The following is a 22,207-nucleotide window of genomic DNA, read 5'->3' as shown; positions in this document are numbered from 1 at the left end:
GTCCTTATTGATTTGCTCATAATCAATTTACGTCGCAAAAAGTACCTATATAAAGGGGCATAAGGCATATGCTCCTTTTTTATTGCCCGATTTTTACCTGGTGGTGCTTTCTCTTATCCGCGCACCTTTTCATCTTACTGATATCTGAACGCTTATGCCGGTAATAACGTATATATGCAAAGTCAGTCATTAGAGGCCTACGGTGTTTAGCGCTATGATATGTTTTACAAACTCTTACGATAAAACCCGTATCTGGCTTGCTCCGGTAAGCGCAAGGCAATACCATCATTTTATCTTTATTTAACAGGACTAAGCATGAAGAAATTTCTGACCTTATTTACCCTGATCCTGACGGTGAGTCTGGTGATGGTACCCCAGGCAGACGCAAAACGTTTTGGTGGCGGGAAATCCTTCGGTAAAAGTTATAAAACTGCCCCAGCACCAAAACAGCAAGCACAGCGTACTGATTCAATTCAAAAACAACCTGTGGCAGGGCAAAAGGCTGCGGGTAAAAAAGGGATGATGGGCGGTCTGCTCGGTGGTTTGTTGGCCGGCGGCCTGTTAGCAGCCTTATTTGCCGGTGGGGCTTTTGATGGTATTCAATTGATGGATATTATCATCATTGCCATTATTGCTTTCATTGCCTTTAAACTGATCAGAATGCTGATGGGACAAAAAGCGCAAAGTCAGCGACAGCCAGCTTACGCCGGACAGATGGGACGTCAGCAACATCAAGCCCCTCAGCAGCCACAATCTTTCGGTGGCGGTTTTTCCCCGCAGGCATCAGATGTGCCATTTAACTTGCCAGCCGGCTTTGATGCCAATGGCTTTATTAACCGCGCTCGGGATCATTACATGCAGATCCAACGGGCTTGGAATAATAATGATTTGGCAAAAATCCGTGAATATGTCTCCGCTGACATCTATCAGCAATTGGTGGATGAGCGCGCGGCCACACCGGGGCAACTGCACAATGAGATTTTGTTTATCAATGCTGAATTGGTTCGCGCTGACTTCAATCAGCAAAAAGCCGAGTTGAGTTTGGCATTTTCTGGTCGTTACCGTGAAACGCCTCAGTCTGCCGAAGAAGATATCCGTGATATTTGGCACCTAGAGCGTGATCTGCGTGCGCCTAATGCACCTTGGTTAATTGTTGGTATTGAATAATCGGCTCATTATCGTAGCAATTTACCTTAACCATCTACTTCGTCATCCAATATGACTCCCCAAGCCCGGCAGACGTCGGGCTTTTTATTGTCCCTCTGTTATGTTCTGTCATGTGCTTAGGTGACGAGCTACTGACCCAATGCGTCTGCTGTGATCCGCTAAACACAACCCTATCTCAACGTGGCTTATCTCCCACAATCATAGTGCTATGTTAGCCGGGGTCGGCATTAATCGTTAAACTCCGCCAACTTTTTCCAATGCGGTGATGATAATGAAAAAAATGCTGATAACAGCCCTGCTAAGTACTGGGGTGCTGTCCGGTTGTGTGACCTTCCCAACCCATGAGTCTAACCAGGTTAAAGTGTTATGGGATGACATCAATGCCCTGCAACATTGCGAGCATAAGGGGACGGTCATCGGTTCCCAGGGACATTTTTATGACTACTGGCTCCATGCTGACCGAGATATGGTGTGGGGCACACTAAATGAGATGCGTATTAAAACTGCAGACATGGGCGCAGATACGCTTTATCTGTACCAGCCGTTAGGATTCCTAGGCTCGGTGACCATGATGGGCAATGCCTATCGTTGTAATCCCAGCAACCTGACGATGCCAACAACTCCTACCACAGACAAGCCAAAGCAATAACGCAACGGTACTACTGTCGTATTGCGCTGATTCTGGGCCTGAGCTTAGATGTATAACTTTGCAGATTGTTAGTTGTTTATGTCTAGGCTTAGGGGCGGCTTGTCGGTATGGTTAATTTTTAAATGTTGTCAGTAATGTGGCCACTGGCAAAACCCAATCACTGCTTTCTTATTTCTCGTGCTTCACGTGTTCAGTTGTATAACAGGTTAATGTGGTTTTCTGACCATCAGCTTTTCTAGGGGCGTTTAGGGGAGGGGCGCTGTAGCGTAAGTTAATGACTGACTACTTATGATTTATGACTTATTAATGAGCACAGGCCCCAAGCTAAATTATCAACCTGACAGGTGCTTTAACCGCTACTTTAATCAAATACCCCTATTGAAATACGTGAGCTTATAAAAGGTTGTTACCATCGCATCAGCATTTGTCATTACTGTGCCTATTTATGCTTTTAATTGAATGGTTTTACCTGATATCCCCAGTGTTAGTCTCCAGTAAGTGCATAAAATTAAATAACAATGCATAACACATTTTAATAGAGCCAGATTTATTCTGTCATTGAGTACAAAATCCATACTGGGGAAAGGCAATTGGTTGATAATTTAGTCAAGTTTTAGTTTTAGGGCTGTGATAGGGAAATACTTGCTTGATAATGGAGCAATATAGCCAGAATTTTAAGTCGAATTACCAATGTAGCTAATGCTTAAAAATGCTTTACTTTGCATATCAGTTAGAAATTTCCCGGGGAAATACCCGATAAACTTGCATATTCTTAAATAACTAAGCAAAACTTGCCAAGCAAGATGACTGGTAACTTGGTAGGACTTAAGCAAGGTTATAAAGCAGATAACTAAGTGCATTGCCACACGTTTAGCGATTGCCAGATGATAGCTTGCCTATGTTTTTGCTGGTGGCTGGTGGTTTGAGTGAAGCGTGAAATTCCCTTTGGGTATATTCATAGTGTTGTATCACTAGTATCGCTACTTCGTGAATATGCCTCTTCAGAATATGTCCTCTATGTTCTCATTGCTGGATTGGTTTACTCCGAATTTTTGATCTGAACGACTGCAGTGATGCCAGCCCCGTATCTGTTCTCTGTTTTAGTCTCGCGTTTTTCTCTTCATATTGTGATATCGATAAATTGTAGCGATGGTGGAGGTACAGTTATCAGGCTAATGCAGCGGAGCCAAGCTACGGCTGAGACAGGAATAGGAATTGTAGTAATGATAAAATTAAATTAAACGTTTGTTTGAAAAATTTGAACTTAAGTTAAATTTATGCCGTAATGTACTCACCTAAGTACTGATCGGATGAGTAATGGATATGAGTTTACGGACCCAATTAAGGAAAATTTTGCCCAGTATCTCCACAACAGAGCAGGAGGCACTGGATGCCGGAGATATTTGGCTAGAAGGCTCCATCTATCAGGGCAAGCCAGATTTTTATTCGTTACGGGCAGTGCCTGATGCCAAACTGAACGCAGAAGAGCAGGCGTTTATGGATGGTCCTGTGCAGCAACTGCTACAGATGATTGATGACTTTGCCATACAGCAAGGCAAACATATCCCTGAACCCGTCTTGGATTTTCTTAAGGTGAATAAATTTTTTGCCTTGATCATCCCTAAAGCCCACGGCGGCTTACAATTCACGCCTTATGCTAACTCCACCATTGTCGCCACCATTGCTGCCAAAAGTTGCGCTATCGCTGTGACGGTTATGGTGCCTAACTCATTAGGTCCCGGCGAATTGCTGATGCACTATGGTACCCGGGAGCAACAGGATTTTTGGTTACCGCGTCTGGCGGTAGGCAAGGACATTCCCTGTTTTGCTTTAACTAGCCCAGAAGCCGGCTCTGATGCAGGTGGCATACCAGATACAGGGATTGTCTGTCAGGGAGAATATCAAGGGAAACAAGTCTTAGGTATGCGGGTAACTTGGGATAAGCGTTATATTACCCTTGCACCTATCGCAACCGTCCTTGGATTGGCATTTAAGGTGCAAGATCCTGACGGATTATTAGGGGATAAGCGAGAGCTTGGCATTACCTGTGCGCTGATCCCTAAATCTCACCCAGGTGTAGAGTTGGGCAACCGGCACGATCCTATGGGGGTGCGTTTCTATAACGGTACCACCAGAGGGCAGGATGTCTTTATTCCGATGGAGTTTGTGATCGGCGGTCAGGAAAACATTGGTCGTGGTTGGCAAATGCTGGTGAGCTGCCTTGGCGCAGGGCGAGGTATTTCCCTGCCAGCACTGGGCGTAAGTGTTTCTCAAGCATCGTTAAAATCCTCTGCCGAGTATGCCGCCGTTCGTGAGCAATTTGGCCTGAGCATTGGTAAGTTTGAAGGTATCCAGCAAAAATTGGCCGATATTGCCGGTAAAACCTATCTGCAGGAAGCCATGCGGGTACTGACTACAGAAGGGTTAGGCTTGGGGCTGAAACCATCTGTGGTGACAGCAATTGCCAAGTATCATATGACCGAATTAGGGCGCGATGTGCTGGATTCAGCCATGGATATTCAGGCGGGTAAAGCGATTCAGTGTGGGCCACAAAATACGCTGGCATCCGGTTATGTTGCTCAGCCGATTGCGATTACGGTTGAGGGAGCCAATATTCTTACCCGCAACCTCATGATATTCGGGCAAGGTGTGATGCGCTGTCACCCACATCTCCAGTCTATGGTTGCTGCGATCCACAGTGAAGCACCTGACGCTGACGGCAAGTTTAATCGGATCCTGACAAAAACGGTTGGTTACAGTGTTGGTAACAGTTTACGAGCACTGAAACTGGGCTTATTACCATTTACCGCACTGACAGAATCTAACCTTGCAGAGGTTAAACCCTATGAAAAATCAGTTCGTCAATTAGCTGCTAAGTTAGCGGTTTATGCCGATTTTTCACTGCTGGTTTTAGGTGGAAAACTCAAACAGGCCGAAATGCTATCGGCTCGACTTGGTGATGTAATGAGTTATCTTTATGCCGCGATGGCATCCATCCGTTATTTTGAAACTAAGGTTGCAGCAGATGCCAGAGACGATGCCGCACCGTATTTTCATTACGCTACCCGTTGGGCACTGCTTCAGGCTGAGGATGCTATCCATGATTTTCTGGATAACTTCCCCTCAGCGCCGACCCGCCAGGCAATGCGATTATTGACGGTCACTTATGGCCGCAGCATGGCAAAGATCAGTGATGATTTGGTAAGAGAATTAGCTGAAGCGGCTCAAATGAATACAGATATTAAACGTCAGCTGACGCATTTAATTAAACCGATAGCCGGTGATGGCCATGATATTAATGAGCAGGCCTATCTAGCGAAAATGACCTGTTTGCCATTGTTGGCAAAAGTGAAAAAAGCCTTACGCAAGCAGGAAGTTCAACCTGGGGTGCGTTTTGGTGAAACCATTGATAATGCTTTAACTGCCGGTGTGGTTACCGCTACTGAAGCGAAAAAACTTCATGAATATAATGTCAAACGTGAGCGGGCAATTCGGGTAGATGAATTTGATTTCGACCTGAACCTCATCACCCCACAACCCGATTTAAAACAAGTTGCTGGTTGATGACTGTAGGCCTATAACCATAAAAAAACCGCTCTCTCCTGAGCGGTTTTTTATTCTCGTTGTAAGTTATGCTTGTGATGTTCATTCGCCTCACCTGACAGACAACTCACTGACAGGTTATCGCTATATATGCGCCGCTGGAGATATCGCTAATGACAGGGCAATGGACTCAAATGATATTGGTGTCTACACAAGTCATTAATGGGTATATTTTTAGCGGAATATGATGAGCCATCATAGATTCTTGTGTTACGGCTAAACGGTGAGTCAACATGATTTCAAGCAAAGGTACTATCACTGAGGGGCATTGAGTCGATTGCATCAAATTTTTTAAGTGTGATTCATGCTTAATAAATATCTCTTTCTTACTTAAACCCGCCAGTATTTCTATTGGCACCTTTTGTAGATCAGGTAAGACAAGTTGCTGAACTCCCGGGAGTTTGAGCCCAATATTAATACCGTAGGCATCAAAATCCCCAAAGTGAATAATAGGCTGTGAAAGCTGGGGCAGTAATGCCAGTACGGCTGACGGCGACGCGATATTATCACCGCGGTAAATCAACAGACTATTCTCTTGAAGGGAGATGGCTGGGCTGAGTATGGACAGATCATCGGCTTGGAGCGATAGAAAAGTATCGAAGTTTTCCACTGTGATGACCCGGTGAAATGCCGATTGTGCTGCCAGTTGTAATAGCTCATCGATGCGGATGCCTAAATAGCCATCCGGCGCATGACGGTATTGCCCCACATTATATTGCAAACTGCGCACTTCAAGATGCTGTGCTCTGGGGGAGTGAGCCAATGGTTTTTCATCATTACTGGTCGCGGCGGCCTCAGTACGGCTGCGATGATATGCTTGTCGGTAATCATCAGCGGTGAAATCAATCCCCTGTTTGTTTGCCATCTCAAATAGATAGTTACGCTCATCACGGGACAAATGCAGTTTTTTGCCACAGGGGAGTACTTCACCGACGTCATACTCACGGTGGAGATACTGCCAGCTCTGGTTAAAGTTGACAGTATCTAAGTTTTTTTTATACATGACGTCGATGGCATTAATATGGGATTTTTTCAATTTTACAGAGACTTGGATGATTGATGGTTATCCTGAAGAATCTAACCTTTTTGCCTTCTCAATTAAAGGCGTAATAGTGCTACCCTGAATAAGAATAGAGAAGAGCACAACAGAGTATGTCATCACCAATAGGATTTCTTTCACATCAATATGTTTATCCGGCACAATCATTACTCCGGCCGGGACTGACATGGCCATCGCGATGGCTAATCCGCCACGTAAACCGCCCCAGGTAAGGATTGTCACTGACATGGCATTGTATCTGCGTACCTGTTGAAAGCCGAGATAACAGAGCTTCACGCTGAGATAACGTCCAGCCAGGACTAAGGGTATCGCCAGTACCATCAATACCCAATCTTGCCAATGAAAAGCAAAAGTCAGCATCGCTAGTCCAATTAGCAGAAATAAAATGCCATTGAGCAACTCATCAACGAGCTCCCAGAAGTGACGCAAATGCTGTTGCGATTCTTGGGTAAAATGACGAGGGTAGGTGATATTGCCAATGAAAATGCCAGCAACAACCATGGCCAGTGGCCCGGATACGGTTAACAATTCAGCGAGCACATAACCGGCAGAGGGAATAAGCAGTGTTAATAATTGCTCCATGGCGGCATCATCTGTGTGGGCAATCAACCAATGAAACAGCATCGAAAGTAGCAACCCATAAAGCATGCCGCCTATCGCTTCTCGCAGAAATAACCCGAGTACGCTGCCAACATCAGGTTGTTGCTGCCCGAAGGCAATGCTGAAAATAGTGACGAAAATGACTAAGCCAAAACCATCATTAAATAAGGACTCACCTTCAATTTGAGTCGAGATACGTTGGGGAGCTTGAAGCTTTTTAACAATGGCTAATACGGCAATGGGATCGGTGGGGGAGATCAGTGCGCCGAATAACAGGCAATAAATGTACTGCAATGGAAAGTTAACTAACTGACAAACAAGGTAAAGTCCGCTTCCAATAATAAAGGTGGAACTCAGTGTCGCCACGAGTGCGAGCAGGGTGATCTCCCACTTTTGATCCTGCATATTGCTAAGCTTTATGCCGAGTCCACCGGCAAATAATAGAAAGCCTAAAATGCCTTGCAATAAAAAGCTTTCAAAATCAATTTCATTAACGACTTTGATCGCCACGGCTTCCAGTGGCAGCCAAGCCAATTGACCGGCCAAGACCAGTAATAGCGACAGTATCACTGCGCCTGCTGTGATAGCGATGCTGGTTTGTGGACCATTAATCTTATGGTTAATCAATGCAATGAAAACAGCCGCTGCGGCAAAGAAACACAGAACATTGTATACCGTCATATCTTACGCTCCGAAATCACGCAGTGATTTAGTAAGTTAGATTGTGAGACGGCAGACCGAATGATCAATCACAATATTGATAACATAGCAAAGGATGACACTGTCTGTGAATGGCTACAGCATCATCATACAAATACAATGATGCTTCTTGTGACTAGGTTCTAGCTACTGAAAAAGGTATAACGCAGCTTGCCATTTGGTCATAACGAACGGAATTAGGTGATTATTTTGGCTTAAGGTAATGACGTAAAGAGCGGGGATCAGTATGACCCGTTCTGCCCATAATATATAGAGTATCTTTATCATTTTCATGTAGTTGCGTAACACAGCCACTGCGTAGGCTATGGGCACCAAACCACTGTTCCCCTAATCCTGCCTGTTTACAGTATTTACGCACTGTGCGATAAACATCATCGCCATTAAGAAAACCTGAATTTCGACTGGCAGGATCAGTCGCATCTTTTAATTGGTAAGGCCGTAACTGTTGCCCATCACGGCTGATAGAGCGAAATAGATGCCCCGAGGTAATTTGGGAGATATCCAACCAAGCTTTGATAAATTCACCGCAAGCCATGGGCTCAGCAAAGGGCAAATCTTTCCACTCTTTCTGTCCGGCTTGGTTACTTTTGGAGTAGGGTAGACGCACTCTCAATTTATCGCGCAAAAAACTCACGTGTTGAACCTGCATCCCCGCTAGTTCTGAACGGCGAAATCCGCCTTGAAACCCTAAGGTAAGTAATGCGCGATCCCGACAAGCAAGTAACGGATGTTTTTGTTTATCAACACATTCCAGTAGCATTGCGAGTTCATGATACATAATGGGTTGCTGATCATAATCAGCTTGCACACGGTAATGGTTACGGCTTAGACCCCGCATAATCCGCAGTAACATGGGATGATCTGTCGGAGATTTAAACCCGGCCTCAATGTGATAATGCCGAATTGCCGCTAGACGGGTTGTTAGCGTCTGACGTGAGAGTTGACAGCCATTCTCTTGAAATAACTCTTTTTGTTGACCAATAAATGAAATGACAGCGCGGGGATCTGCAGGCAGAGCGTTGATGCCATGATGTTCGCAATAACCCTGAAAAATCGCAAAGCTGGTTTGATAGCTACGCCGGGTATTGGCCGTCACTTCAAATTCGGTTTCTGCGGCCGCCTGTTGAAAATCGCTTAAAATACTGGCGGGCAGATTTTGTTCACTATAGTACTGATCAGGCACTTGAGGCTGTGGTGCCTGTTTAGCCAGGTAACGTGATTGACTCATAAATATGTCTTAGTTATGCAAAAAACAGTGTGTCAGGATCGTATTGAAAATAAGGGTTCCTGATAGACAATCATTGTACTTAAAGAAAGATAAAGATGTCTATCTCTACCAGTGATAATCGTCATTATCACTGGTAGAGATGGTGATGATTAGCGTATAGCATTGTTTTTATTGCCTTATTTTGAAGTTAACCTGTTTTAACTAGGTGGCTAGCGATAGGGTTGAATAATGTCCATTCGCAGCGACAAGCGGCTGATAATTAATCACATAAATGACGGTAATTGACTCTACCGGCGTTAGATATGGACTCATTATTCAGTATACATTCATCATGTCACCGCCATAAATTGCGAGGTCTCGACTCAAGCCCTTGGGGTATTCAGTGTTACCCTAATAAAAATGGCTATTGCCGGTTATTAAGTAGGATTGCATAGACCTGGGGTGATGTTATTTTTGGTTGTTTTCTAAGCTATTTGGTCGCGAATTTACGTGCTAAATACGGGCAATTACAGGTGGCTTAATGTGTTTATAAAAGTGTGGTTACACCATTTTATGATTAATATATATCCTTTTGCGTTGCTCTGCTCTAAGAAGGTGATGAGACAATAAGCAAGACAAACCACGCAAAGAAGTTTACAGCTCGGTTGTTCTTGGATTTTGGGCATTGTTGGACAAAGCATAAATGCTAACGGAAAGATGAAATACACTCTCTTCGTGCTGCCACTATTTTTGAATGGCCGCCTTTCTATGCTGCAATGTAGCCATTTATATGTTTGTAGGCTATTGAACACGATAGGTAATAGGAAAACCAATAAGATCTCATCAACCTTAGGTCTTAATTCACGGTTATAGCTGATATTTTGAATAACTCATAACGCTTTACTTTGAATTCTACCGCAGGATTATAGGTGACAAACTTATATATAAAAGTATGGTTGCACCATTTAATGGTTGGATATTGACTTGATAACTGATGGTGCTAATCACCTTTCAATACATTGGTATGCTGCTCGCTGATACAGTGATTTAGTTAAAGGAAATTGAGAAGGTTAGTTTGCACTGCGTAGTGCTTAAGCAATGAGGTTGAGTTAATACCCGATGTTCAAATTTAGAACCAGCTCGCCAGTAAAATCTGGTGTTGAGGTTAAATAATGATGCCGCTAAATAAATGGTGTAACCATACAATATATTATACCTTTAGCTAACTCATTGTTGTTAATAGCTATAATGCTGAGTATACTGAACTACAATAAAATGGTGTAACCATAAAAAGGGTAAGTAATGACTTGGCAATACCATGGAGAAGCGCCTCGGGCTGGACGTAAGCTACTGCTGCTACAGGTGGATGAAATCAGATTAGCAGTGCCTATGCTTTATCGAATGCTAGATAGTGATGTGATAAAGCGTAAGCCGGACTGGTTTTCCGTTGAGGTTGTTCACAGCCAAAGATTAACCGACTTAACAATTTATCATGAGCTTGTTGACGCGCTAAGGGAGTTAGTTGCAATCAGGAAAATCGCTCGCTCAGATTATAATGAACAATTAGTGGATAATCTTAAACAGGTTAATTTGCTATTAAATCAATTCTTCAGTGATTTAGGCTGGCGAGAGGTACGCAAAGAGATATCACAATTAAAAAAAAGGCAAAAGAAAGCTCATATTGAGGTAAGTCGCGATATTATTGATCAACTAAAGCGTTATATGGAACAGCATTGCTTTGATAGTTTTGATCAAGCATTAGATAGTCTATTAATGGCACATACTGAGTCAGAAATAGTACTGAAGAATGAATAAATGAATTTATCTATGGTAGTAAAACATTAATTTATTCTATTTATAAATTGCTTTACCACTAAGCATATCTGGTCATAAGCAAGCCTGAGTAGATATGCGCCACACAATTAGAGTGTCAACTATTTTTATCAATGCCTGTAATTATGATTTACTCTATTTGCTGTATCAATGTCAGTCTTTAGCATATTTACCATGCTAAGGTTGGTTAATAGTTTGACTCGACATTATACAGCCAGCGCTAATACATTAATTTATAAGTATTTATTTTCAAGTGTTGTGGGTGCTTAACCGTGAAACAATGATTTTTAAATTTGGAGTTTTAGTCATCCTGCCACACCTTCATTTAGACTAGTTAATAAGTCTGAAATCTTTATTGTCATAAATTATTTCCCTGTGTTTAGTCTATGGTATTGATTGCCTATTCCGGCAATCAATACGGAGATTGACATGCATAATAAGAAGTTAATTTCGGCAGCTATTGCTGCTTTATTTTCTTCGCCAGTTGTGGCGGATAACTTTCAGATTGAGCAGTTACAATCAAACTTAATTCCGGATAAATATATTGTTGTTTTCGACACTCCCAGTGTTTTAAATACGCAATCTGCTATGGCAATACAGGACTTTGCTATTAGCCAAGGCATAATGTTAGAGAATGAATTTAATATTAGTGTCAGCAAACATTTTGGCGATGTCCTTAATGGTGTTTTGATTAAGGCCAATAAGAAACAAATAAAAGCCTTAAGAATGCATCCATCAGTCAAGTATGTGGAGCAGGATCAACGAGTCAATATCACGCCCATGGCCGCAGGTGATCAGAGCGGGGCAACCTGGGGGCTCGATAGACTTGACCAACGGGACTTACCTTTAAACAATAATTATCACTATGATTTCGATGGTACAGGTGTCACCGCGTATGTGATCGATACTGGTGTTTTAAATAGCCACACGGATTTTGGTGGTCGAGCGAGTAGTGGTTATGATTTTGTCGATAACGATGCTGATGCAACAGATTGTAATGGTCATGGGACGCATGTTGCCGGCACTATTGGCGGAAGTAGCTGGGGGGTCGCTAAAAATGTCAGTATTGTCGGGGTAAGGGTATTGAATTGTAATGGCTCTGGAACCTATTCCGGTGTAATTGATGGTATTAATTGGGTCAAAAACAATGCCTCTGGGCCATCGGTTGCCAATATGAGTCTTGGTGGCGGTGCATCTCAAGCTGTTGATGATGCAGTGAATGCAGCCGTGGCAGCTGGGGTATCATTTGTTGTCGCTGCAGGCAATGATAACGGTAATGCCTGTAATTACTCGCCCGCCCGGGCAGCAGATGCCATCACGGTAGGTTCTACCACCAGCAGTGATGCTCGTTCCAGTTTTTCAAACTATGGCAACTGTCTTGATATCTACGCTCCAGGTTCAAGTATCACCTCTGCATGGCACACTGGGGATAATGCCACCAATACGATTAGTGGTACATCAATGGCCGCGCCCCATGTAGCGGGCGTCGCAGCATTGTTGTTGGAAGAAACACCCACGTTATCTCCAGCACAAGTCACTAGTGCGCTGGCTAGTCGCGCCTCCGATGGCAAGGTAGCTGATGCTAAATCTGGCTCGCCAAATAAATTACTCTATTCCCTGGCTGGTGATGGCGGGGGCTGTACCACCGACTGCGGTGGAGGCGGCAATGATCCTGAATTAATCAGTGGTGAAACACTTGCTGTTGAGGGAACCTCGGGGTCTGAATCACACTTTGTGATTAATGTCCCGGCAGATGCAAGCAAACTCTCGGTTGCATTGGCTGGCGGCTCAGGCGATGGTGATCTGTATGTCCGTCAAGGTAGTAAAGCAACCACTTCAACGTGGGATTGTCGTCCGTACAAGAGTGGCAATAATGAAATGTGCCAATTTGATGCGCCAATGGCCGGAACCTGGTACGTCATGGTACATGGCTATACCAACTACAGCGGGGCGGGATTAACGGCCACAATAACATTACCCGGGGAAGGTGGCGGGAGTTGTACAACCACTAATTGCCTTGAAAATGGTGTCCCTGTAGCAGATCTTAGCGGTGCTCGTCGCTCCGAAGAGTTTTATACCATTGATGTTCCCGCTGGTTCGACGCTGACGGTCAGTAGTAGTGGTGGGACTGGTGATGCGGATTTGTATGTAAAAGCGGGTACAGCCCCAACCACCAGCGATTGGGATTGTCGCCCCTATAAATATGGTAACAATGAAACCTGTACGATTGCGGCAGATACAGCGCAGACCTACCATATAATGTTGCGTGGATATAGCGCCTATTCTGGCTTGCAATTACAGGCAAGCTTCTAATTTTATAGAAAGTAATTTAAAGCCCGCCTCAAGGTGGGCTTTTTATTGCGTGGATGTGCAGCAGACTAAACGGTGATCGTTTTTTGAGGATAAACAAATAATAGACTGTTTTTTTGAACCCCTTTGTAATGCATATGTTACTTATCGTACAAAGCTGCCTGTCTGAAAAAATAACAGAAATTTTGGTTATAAAATATAAAAATTTAATCAGTTTGATGAATCAATTTCAGTTACAACAAAGGATGTTATTCAAAGCTGATGTAATAAAAAGGTTTTTAGATACATTTAGCGCTTAAAACCACAAAACAAAGCACTTATCTAAATCGATTTTGAAGTCGAAATGTCTGTATAAGTCAAATTACTCCTTGTATCACTCCGCCGACTCTGTAACAGTAGTGTTACATTTTTGATAGTGATTAATCGTATGTTGAGGCGAGCTGTCACTATATTCCCCGGACAACACTCATAACGGCAATAGATAAGCATTGCTGTTAGGTGCAAATCAGGAGATTGATATGCTAACAAAAAAACTAATTCCCACCGCCATCGGTGCTCTATTTGCCATGGGGGTTTCAGCCAATGAAATACAGGTATTAGAACCCAGCAGTCAGTCTAGTCTGGTTCCTAACAGTTATATTGTGGTTTTTAATACACCAGAGGTACTGAATACCAGTGCAGACCAAGCTATTGAGGATTTTGCAACGTTACAGGGAGCACAGTTAGAAAATCAGTTTAATGTGCAAGTGCAAAAACATTTTGGTGATGTGCTTAACGGCGTGTTAGTTAAAGCGACAAAATCACAGATCCAAGCACTGCAACAAAGTCCCAGTGTAAAGTATGTAGAGCAAGAGCAATGGCTTACAGTTAACCCTATTTCATCAGCTAATTCCTCTGTTAGTCAAAGTGGCGATCAAGCGGGGGCGACTTGGGGCTTGGATAGAGTCGACCAGCGTGATTTGCCACTTAATAACAATTATCACTATGATGTTGATGGCTCAGGAGTCACTGCTTATGTCATCGACACCGGTGTATTGAACTCCCATGTTGATTTTGGGGGCCGAGCATCGAGTGGCTATGATTTTGTAGATGATGATAATGATGCTACAGACTGTAATGGACACGGTACTCACGTGGCAGGAACCATAGGCAGTAGCACTTGGGGGGTTGCAAAAAATGTGAATATCGTCGGGGTTCGCGTGCTGAGTTGCTTTGGTGGCGGCACAACTTCGGGTGTTATCGCTGGGATTAACTGGGTTAAAGATAATGCCTCTGGTCCGTCGGTGGCCAATATGAGTTTGGGCGGCAGTAAATCCCAAGCATTAGATGATGCAGTTAACGCAGCAGTTGATTCGGGAGTCACATTTGTTGTTGCCGCCGGTAATGAGATTCAGAATGCTTGTAATGTGTCACCTGCTGGGGCTGAGAAGGTGATCTCTGTTGGTGCGACAGATAATACCGATTCACGTTCTATTTTTTCTAACTTTGGTAATTGCTTAGATATCTTTGCCCCCGGCTCTGATATTACATCCACTTGGGTAACCTCCAATTCATCGACTAATACTATTAGTGGTACATCAATGGCAGCACCTCATGTTGCCGGAGCCGTGGCATTACTTCTTGATGAAGATGAATCCATGACCCCCGCTGATATCGAATCGACATTATTAGCACGGTCAAGCAGCAACAAAATCTCTGATGTATTAGGCTCTCCGAATAAATTCTTATACACCATCAATGATGATTGTACAGATTGCGGTGGTGATGATGGAGACGATGATGGGGATGGGGGGGGCGGAGAAGAGCCGCAGAAACCAGGCATCCCAGAATTGACCAGTGGTAAATCGGTAGAGATAAAAGGCCGACAGAACTCTGAAACTCAATATGTCATTAAAGTCCCTGAAGGTGCCCAAGGATTAAACTTACAGATAGCTGGTGGCACTGGCGATGCGGATCTCTATGTCAAGCATGGTAGCAAAGCCACACAAACTAATTGGGATTGTCGTCCATATCGCTGGGGTAACTATGAAACCTGTTACTTTGACCATCCAGCAGCCGGTGAGTGGTATGTCATGGTTCGCGGTTACTATGACTATAGTAATGTGAATCTAACAGGAACCGTTACGTTAGCACCGGAACGCCCAGAAGTTCCAGAGTGTGATGGTGGCAATTGCTTAGAGAATGATATCCCAGTTAATGACATCAGTGGCGCTAGTAACTCTGAGACCATCTATAAGATTGATGTACCAGCGGGTCGCAAGTTGAGAGTTGAAATTAGTGGTGGGCAAGGTGATGCTGACCTGTATGTTAGAGCAGGCGAAAAGCCAACGCTTAAACAGTGGGATTGTCGACCTTATCGCTGGGGAAATCATGAGACATGTACGATTAATTCAGATACGGATCAAACAGTCTATATTATGATTCGCGGTTACTATGATTACTCCGGCTTGCAATTGATTGCACTCTACTAACAGCAATGCGAGCAAATGACGCTGACAACAACCCGCTCTTTTAGCGGGTTGTTTTTTATACCCGCGTTAGCATATTTATCAACCTCTCCTGTAACTACCATCTCCTGTAAATACCAAGGACAATAAACAGTCCGCTCACCTGTTTTACCAAGTCAACTCACAGTCAGTTATCCTAAGGGATCCAAGTCAACTGTTAAGACATGACGGCGCAGACCATCCGGATACGAATGCAATAATAGTCATTACCTTGTCACAATACGGCTCAATGATTACCGGCGAGTGAGGACTTTTGCATGATAATGACTCAAGCTTAAGCGATTAAAAAGGTTAATTTTATATCCAGACTACAATTTGAGCGTATTATCGTAAGAGTGGCATTTGAATATGGAGAAAAGATGAAATCGGAAGCTGAATTACTACTAGAAAAACATGATGTACTGATCCATTCGGAAGATAAACGGGTCAGTTCTCACACCCAAAGAGTAGATGGTGAGATGTTTATTAATACGTTGATGTTGGAAGGGTATGACACGCCATTCAAGTACCGTCGCGTAAAAAAATACAAATCCTTGGTCGGGCAGAGTGTCAATCTTACTTATTATGCTGATACCGAAAAGGTAGCCGGATTTGAAGTTGAAGTCATGAAAGTGATCCGGCTTCGGCGTTGCTGATAGATCAGCTCAATTTTTTTAAAAGGTCACTGAGCAGTTGATGCGCCAGTTTACAGTCACGTTCCTGCAGTTGAGAAACGCCGTCTAATAGCCAAGGACCCAACTTATCTCCCTGCTGAATTTCCAGTCGTGACAGCAACTGCTCCGCCTTATGTTTAAGTGCCTGTAATTGTGCATCTGGAGCAGCATCTTGCTGAAGTCCTATCTGATGTTTCACGTCACTCAAAGCGTAACTGTATACCATCACCGCCTGCGCTAGATTCAAGGAAGGATAGTCTTGGGCTAACGGCACATAAGTATATAAATCACAAAGTTCAAGTTCATCATTACTGAGCCCGCTAGACTCTCGACCAAACACCAGGGCAATCTTGCCCCCCTGATAGCCCAGTAAATGCTGTTTCAACTCATCAGGTGACAAATAAGTACGTGGTCTGCCGCGCTCCCGTGCGGTACTACCAATGATCAAATCAAATTCAGAACGCAAATCGGCCAGAGTGGAGACGACTCGGATATTTGCCAAAATATCACCTGCACCATGAGCAACCCAAGCAGCCTCATCAGCTAAATGTTGTTCTGAATTGACTAGGATCAGTTCATCAAACCCCATGGTTTTAATTGCCCTTGCAGCCGCGCCCACATTGGCGGCTCTTGCGGGTTCAACAAGAATAAATGAGAGGGACATAGATAATTATTTTGAATCGAAAAACCAGATTATACCCCTGAGGTTAACCAGTGTTAATCACATTTAATTTTTTATCTGGCGCAAATGCTGGCAATCTTCCATGCCTTGATAGTTAAACTCTTTATTATTCTGGATCATAACTGGGATTTTGGGCTGCCCAGTTTTATGCAGGGTAAATGGTGGCCAGATTGAGCAACACCACACTTAAATCGACCAAGAAATATCTGTTATCAACTATTTTACTCACATTTATTGCAGGTAATGCCTATCCGGCAGAGTTAGCCTCGCATCCGCCAAAACAATTAATCGTCACCAATGCTGCCTCTTGGAAACCTTTTTCCTATGTGGACGATGAGGGCCAGGCCAGAGGTATGCTGATTGACCTTTGGAAGCTTTATGGTCGAGTCAATCATGTCAACATCACCTTCAAACTCACTACGCTCAGTCATTCAGTAGATTTGGTGAAACATGGGCAGGCCGATGTTCAAGGTGGAGTACTCTGGTCAAAGCCTCAGGCTAAATTTATGGAGTTTGGTCCTGGGTTGGTCAAAATCGACACCCAACTTTATATTGAAAAGCAGTATATTTCTTGTCGTCCTAGCCAACTATTTCGCCGCCAGTGGCTTGGTGTTGTTAAAGGCGGCTATGAGCAATCCTACGTTGCCGAAAATATGCCTTGGGCCATGCTAAAGTCATATTCAACCTATTCCGGGATGATGGCCGCAGCTGAGGATGGTGATATTGCCGGTTTTGTTGCCGACTGGCATGTGGCCAATTTTTATCTTTATAAAGGCGATAACCCTAATGCATTTCTACCGGTCAAACACTTATACCATTCTGCACTAAGGCCTGCTGTATATGCCGATAACGAGTTATTACTAGAACAAATTCAGGCTGGATTTAACGCCATCCCCGAAGATGACATTGAGCGGGTTTATCGCAAGTGGACCCAGGTTGAAACCGTTTATCCTGAATATCTTTTGCCAGGAGCGATAGGGGTATTACTGCTCAGTTTGTTGCTGTACTCCTTACTGCTCAGACGCACTGTTGCTAAAAAAACCGCACAGCTCAAAAAAGCCAATCAACTCCTGCAGCATTTGGCCGAAACCGATAGTCTGACCGGTATTTGTAATCGCCGCTCTTTTTTAACCAAACTGGAGAGTTATTGTCAGTCAAACCTGCCTCTGGGGTTGATGCTATTTGATATTGACCGGTTTAAGGGGATTAATGATAACTTTGGTCACAGTACTGGTGATGAGGTATTACAAATTCTGGTGAAACGGATTTTACCCGTCTTGTCGGACAAAATGGTGCTAGCGCGCATCGGCGGTGAAGAGTTTTGTGTGCTGATCCCGGAGACGACATATCACGATACCCATAATTTGGCATTAGATATTTTGCATGTTGTGGGCGAAGAAAAGTTTACTACTGAGCACTATCAGATAGCCGTCAGTATCAGTATGGGAGTGTTGTTTAGCTTACCGGGCAATCGGCTTAGCGGCCAACTGTTGAATGAGGTAGACAGATTAATGTATATCGCTAAAAACCACGGCCGAAATTGCTGTGAGTTCGGCTCTTAACAGCCCCATAAACTGATGATGACCGAATAGGTAATACATAAAAACCAAAAATAAAAGCAATAATAGCAAGTTGAGCTGTGAGTCGGTTCACAAAATATGTAAATACCGATAGACTTGTATTACTCTAAGTATCATATGTTTCTAAATAGTTAATACTTAAGAGTGTACTAGCGTTTGTGGTTTGGACATATTGAATCGGAGTATCTTTTGAAATGGCTCACTAGACCGATAACGGTCAACCAATTTTCTTTTATTTTGGCTACATACTATGTCAGTGTGTTTAATATCCCTTTTTTCAGTATCGTGAGGGAAGGGTTAACCAAACAGACTGATGTTAACTGGCTGTTTGTTGCCACTATTCCGCTGTTTCTGCTTAGTGCATTGAATGTGGTTTTTTCACTGTTCAGCGTCAAATATATTGCCAAGCCTTTTTTTATGCTGGTTACGCTGTTCAGTTCGTTCGTTTTCTATGCTGCATTCAAATATCAAGTCGTGTTTGATTACGGCATGATAGAAAATACCTTCCAAACTAATCAGGCCGAAGCTATGACCTATGTCAATTTGGCCTCTATCGGTAATTTTTTGCTCACTGGTATTTTACCAGCGCTACTGATTTATAAAGCAAATATTCATTACCGCCCATTTACTCGAGAGTTGTTGAAAAAGCTACTATTTATAGCTGTAAACCTCGTGGTTATTGCCCTGATAGCGGTGTTCTTTTTCCAAAACTATGTCGCTTTTGGTCGTAATAATGATCAAATGAAACGCTACATTATTCCTACTTACTATATTGGGTCTTTGGCGAAATACATCAATGTGCAATATCTGCAAACCCCGTTGAAATACAAGCAATTGGGGTTAGATGCCAAACTGCATACAGCTAAAGATACCAAACCTAATCTGATGGTGCTGGTGGTTGGGGAAACAGCGCGCGCCAAAAACTACCACTACTATGGTTATCACAAAGACACCAATCCCTTTACCCAACGCCTCGATATGGTTGCCTTTAATGATGTTCATTCTTGCGGCACCGCCACAGCTGTTTCGCTACCATGCATGTTCTCACGCATGAATCGCAGCAATTACGATGCTCGCCACGCTAAAGCGCAAGATACTTTAGTCGATGTACTGGCTCATGCTGGTGTGGCGGTGAATTGGCTGGATAATGACAGCGGCTGCAAAGGGGTTTGTAAGCGGATTAAGCATATCACCGTGCCCGTCGACAGTGACCATAAGTTGTGTAATGGGCAATTTTGTTATGACCAGGTGCTGGTGGATCGCCTTAAGCAGCAGTTAGCTGATATCAAAGATCCCCGCACCAGCCTAGTCGTACTACACATTATTGGTAGTCATGGACCAACCTATTACTTACGCTACCCGGATGATAAACGGCTATTTACACCAGACTGCCGGCACAGTGATATTCAAAACTGTAGCCATGAAGCCTTAGTCAATACCTATGATAATACGATTGCTTATACGGACTTTATTCTCAGTGAAGTGGTCGGTTTACTAAAACAGCAAGCCGATAAGTTTAATACCGGCCTGTTGTATCTGTCTGATCACGGCGAATCACTGGGAGAGAAGGGCATGTACCTGCACGGCGCACCTTATGCCATCGCCCCCAGTGAGCAGACTCATATTCCTTTATTAACATGGTTCTCACCAGGCTTTGTGTCGGCAAATAAGCTCAATATGCAATGCGTTCGTGATGAAGCGAAAAAGGGCGGATATTCCCAGGACAATTTATTCGACAGTATTTTAGGCTTGATGAATGTATCAACCGGCCTCTACCGTAAACAGCAAGATATGTTTGCACCTTGTCGCCAGTAATTGACACTGACGCTTCTTATGACTAGGGTCGATAAATAGCAAAAAAGCAGCCAAGGTGGCTGCTTTTTTATTGGGCAATGTCGCCATACCACTTGCGCTATCTTACAGATTCTTGCCTTTATACGGATGAAGTACAACATCTGCGTCTACCGCCAGAGAGTTGTCGTATTTTTCTTCGTTAAGACTGCAGGCCTTTCAAAGGTGTGCCTGACTTGTATTCTGCTTACTGTTGTTGCACCCCTTCTGTGTCAGTTGCTTCAGGCCAGCGCTGTTTAATGGCAATAAACTGATCTATATGCTCAATAAACAATGCCATTAATTCAGGATCAAAATAACTGCCGGTGCAGCTTTGCATTTCAGCCTGCACATCTTCCAGTGCCCAGGCATCTTTATAGCTGCGTTTATGGCATAGGGCATCAAAGGCATCCGCAATAGCAACAATGCGCGCCGGCAAGCAGATAGCATCGCCTTTTAAACCATTGGGGTAACCAGAACCATCGTATTTTTCATGGTGTTGCAGACAAATTTTTGCCGCGCATTGCAATACTGGTTGCTCGGAGCCAGACAATAATTGCCAGCCAATCTCAGTATGCCGCGCCATTATGGCCCGAGCTTCAGGGCTTAGGCTGTCTGGCTGCTGTAAAATAGCATCGGAAATACCAATATTGCCGATATCATGCATGGGTGCTGCCCGGCTGAGAATATCCGCCTGTGGTTCAGCCATTCCTGCTAACAAGCCTAATTCATAGCAATAATCCGCCATGCGCTTGATATGGTTGATACTATGATGAGCTTGATTGGCTGCCACATGACCAAGTCGCAACAAGAGTTCAGCCTGAGTTTCATTCACGTGCTGCTCTTGAGCAAAATGGGCCAGCGCCATACCAGCATTAATGGTAAACACGGCAATCAATTGTTGTTGCACATCCGAGATAGCTTCAGCCCGAGGCAAATAAAGATAATGGCTGTCGCCGTGGGGAACGGGCAAAGGGCAGAGTAATGCGCCATGGCGATAACGAATATCATGACTATGTTGACTGCGCTGCAAAAGATCCAATAACTCCGGTCCCAATGGTTCCGCTAATTTTTGCTGCAAGGTGCCCAGCCCCATAATCGCTTCGAAGCGAGGATTTCCCTGGGGTGTATTGCTCCCTGATTTGTCATCGGCGTGAGCATCATGACACTGTCGCAATAGCAGGGCATCTTGGCCGACATCAGCAATGGCACTGATCTCTTTATGAATTTCAGGTAGAAATTGTGAAAAATGGCTTAATTCAAACAGTCTGGCACTGGCCGATAACACATTGCGCATCCCATTTTGTAGGCTTTGACTTTGTTGCTGTGCTTCATCGGCCGCAACAATATGGCGGTAATGGCGGATAGCCTTAACCAATAATGCCAATAAGCAGCGGGGGTTAAGCTCCATCATTGCCTTGCCATCATCAATATCCGCTTCCGTTAAGGTATTGAGTTCAGGCATCATTCCAGCCTGAGCCAACCGCAAAATAATGCGGGTGGTATGGTTGCGTTTTTGGCGCCTTAACCACCAAGCCAGTTCCATCCCCTGACCATCAGCTCCAATGTTTATCACCACCACCGCAAACCGGGTTTGGCTTAACAGTTCTTTCGCCCGAACGGGATCATGGGCATGTTGCAGCCGAATTGGTCGCTCAAATGCACTGGCGCCAGAAACAGCTAATTTAGTTTGGGTATGCATATCCTGTTCATCATCTACCACTAATACAGACCAATACCCGGGCAGCAAAGCCGGAGCGGGGTGGTTAGTCACTGATTTATGCGCCGCTGACAGCATAGAGTCGT

14 protein-coding genes are annotated in these 22,207 nt (G+C 44.0%); 9 read left to right on the top strand and 5 right to left on the bottom strand.

Annotated features, from left to right (window positions below):
- The first annotated feature begins 315 nt into the window (after positions 1-315).
- The 3 genes from NFHSH190041_RS09295 to NFHSH190041_RS09285 all read left to right on the top strand — a co-directional run bounded on the left by NFHSH190041_RS09295 (position 316) and on the right by NFHSH190041_RS09285 (position 5,380).
- Complete coding sequence (locus tag NFHSH190041_RS09295) at positions 316-1,167, top strand: Tim44 domain-containing protein (protein ID WP_261924944.1); 852 nt, start codon at positions 316-318, stop codon at positions 1,165-1,167.
- A 271-nt stretch (positions 1,168-1,438) separates the two neighbouring features.
- Positions 1,439-1,816, top strand: coding sequence for a DUF4156 domain-containing protein (locus NFHSH190041_RS09290; RefSeq protein ID WP_261924943.1), 378 nt, complete (start codon positions 1,439-1,441; stop codon positions 1,814-1,816).
- Between the two features lie 1,323 nt (positions 1,817-3,139).
- The gene (locus tag NFHSH190041_RS09285) at positions 3,140-5,380 is read left to right on the top strand and encodes an acyl-CoA dehydrogenase (protein ID WP_261924942.1); all 2,241 of its coding nucleotides are present in this window, start codon (positions 3,140-3,142) and stop codon (positions 5,378-5,380) included.
- Positions 5,381-5,549: 169 nt separating this feature from the next.
- Here NFHSH190041_RS09285 and NFHSH190041_RS09280 read toward each other — a convergent pair whose 3' ends face one another.
- The 3 genes from NFHSH190041_RS09280 to NFHSH190041_RS09270 form a co-directional block, all read right to left on the bottom strand.
- Positions 5,550-6,455: a hypothetical protein gene (locus NFHSH190041_RS09280; protein ID WP_261924941.1), complete on the bottom strand. Its 906-nt coding sequence runs from the start codon at positions 6,453-6,455 to the stop codon at positions 5,550-5,552.
- A 27-nt stretch (positions 6,456-6,482) separates the two neighbouring features.
- Positions 6,483-7,760, bottom strand: a complete 1,278-nt coding sequence (locus NFHSH190041_RS09275; RefSeq protein WP_261924940.1) for a cation:proton antiporter — start codon at positions 7,758-7,760, stop codon at positions 6,483-6,485.
- Positions 7,761-7,983: 223 nt separating this feature from the next.
- The gene (locus tag NFHSH190041_RS09270; protein ID WP_261924939.1) at positions 7,984-9,027 is read right to left on the bottom strand and encodes a tyrosine-type recombinase/integrase; all 1,044 of its coding nucleotides are present in this window, start codon (positions 9,025-9,027) and stop codon (positions 7,984-7,986) included.
- 1,281 nt (positions 9,028-10,308) lie between these two features.
- Here NFHSH190041_RS09270 and NFHSH190041_RS09265 point away from each other — a divergent pair.
- From NFHSH190041_RS09265 to NFHSH190041_RS09250, 4 genes are all read left to right on the top strand, one after another.
- Entirely contained in the window at positions 10,309-10,821 is a 513-nt protein-coding gene (locus NFHSH190041_RS09265; protein ID WP_261924938.1) for a hypothetical protein, read from the top strand.
- A 447-nt stretch (positions 10,822-11,268) separates the two neighbouring features.
- Positions 11,269-13,152: a S8 family peptidase gene (locus tag NFHSH190041_RS09260; RefSeq protein ID WP_261924937.1), complete on the top strand. Its 1,884-nt coding sequence runs from the start codon at positions 11,269-11,271 to the stop codon at positions 13,150-13,152.
- A gap of 515 nt (positions 13,153-13,667) precedes the next feature.
- A complete protein-coding gene (locus NFHSH190041_RS09255; protein ID WP_261924936.1) occupies positions 13,668-15,620 on the top strand; it encodes a S8 family peptidase in 1,953 nt (650 codons plus the stop codon).
- A gap of 395 nt (positions 15,621-16,015) precedes the next feature.
- Positions 16,016-16,291 carry a hypothetical protein gene (locus tag NFHSH190041_RS09250; protein WP_261924935.1) on the top strand — a complete coding sequence of 92 codons (276 nt, stop codon included), beginning with the start codon at positions 16,016-16,018 and terminating at the stop codon, positions 16,289-16,291.
- 4 nt (positions 16,292-16,295) lie between these two features.
- On the opposite strand, the gene NFHSH190041_RS09245 is transcribed toward NFHSH190041_RS09250, so the two are convergent.
- Positions 16,296-16,973: a tRNA/rRNA methyltransferase gene (locus NFHSH190041_RS09245; RefSeq protein WP_261924934.1), complete on the bottom strand. Its 678-nt coding sequence runs from the start codon at positions 16,971-16,973 to the stop codon at positions 16,296-16,298.
- Positions 16,974-17,149: 176 nt separating this feature from the next.
- On the opposite strand from NFHSH190041_RS09245, the gene NFHSH190041_RS09240 reads away from it, so the two are divergent.
- Complete coding sequence (locus NFHSH190041_RS09240) at positions 17,150-18,553, top strand: diguanylate cyclase domain-containing protein (protein WP_261924933.1); 1,404 nt, start codon at positions 17,150-17,152, stop codon at positions 18,551-18,553.
- A 207-nt stretch (positions 18,554-18,760) separates the two neighbouring features.
- The gene (locus NFHSH190041_RS09235; RefSeq protein ID WP_261924932.1) at positions 18,761-20,386 is read left to right on the top strand and encodes a phosphoethanolamine transferase; all 1,626 of its coding nucleotides are present in this window, start codon (positions 18,761-18,763) and stop codon (positions 20,384-20,386) included.
- A 223-nt stretch (positions 20,387-20,609) separates the two neighbouring features.
- Here NFHSH190041_RS09235 and NFHSH190041_RS09230 read toward each other — a convergent pair whose 3' ends face one another.
- Positions 20,610-22,199 (bottom strand): HD domain-containing phosphohydrolase, encoded by a 1,590-nt coding sequence (locus NFHSH190041_RS09230; RefSeq protein WP_261924931.1) that lies wholly within the window; start codon positions 22,197-22,199, stop codon positions 20,610-20,612.
- Between the last annotated feature and the right edge of the window lie 8 nt (positions 22,200-22,207).

Origin of the sequence: Shewanella sp. NFH-SH190041 (assembly GCF_024363255.1) — a bacterium.
In the GTDB taxonomy this organism is placed as follows: Bacteria; Pseudomonadota; Gammaproteobacteria; order Enterobacterales; family Shewanellaceae; genus Shewanella.
Note: the sequence above shows the minus strand (reverse complement) of the source record. Positions and strands in the feature narration are given on the sequence as shown.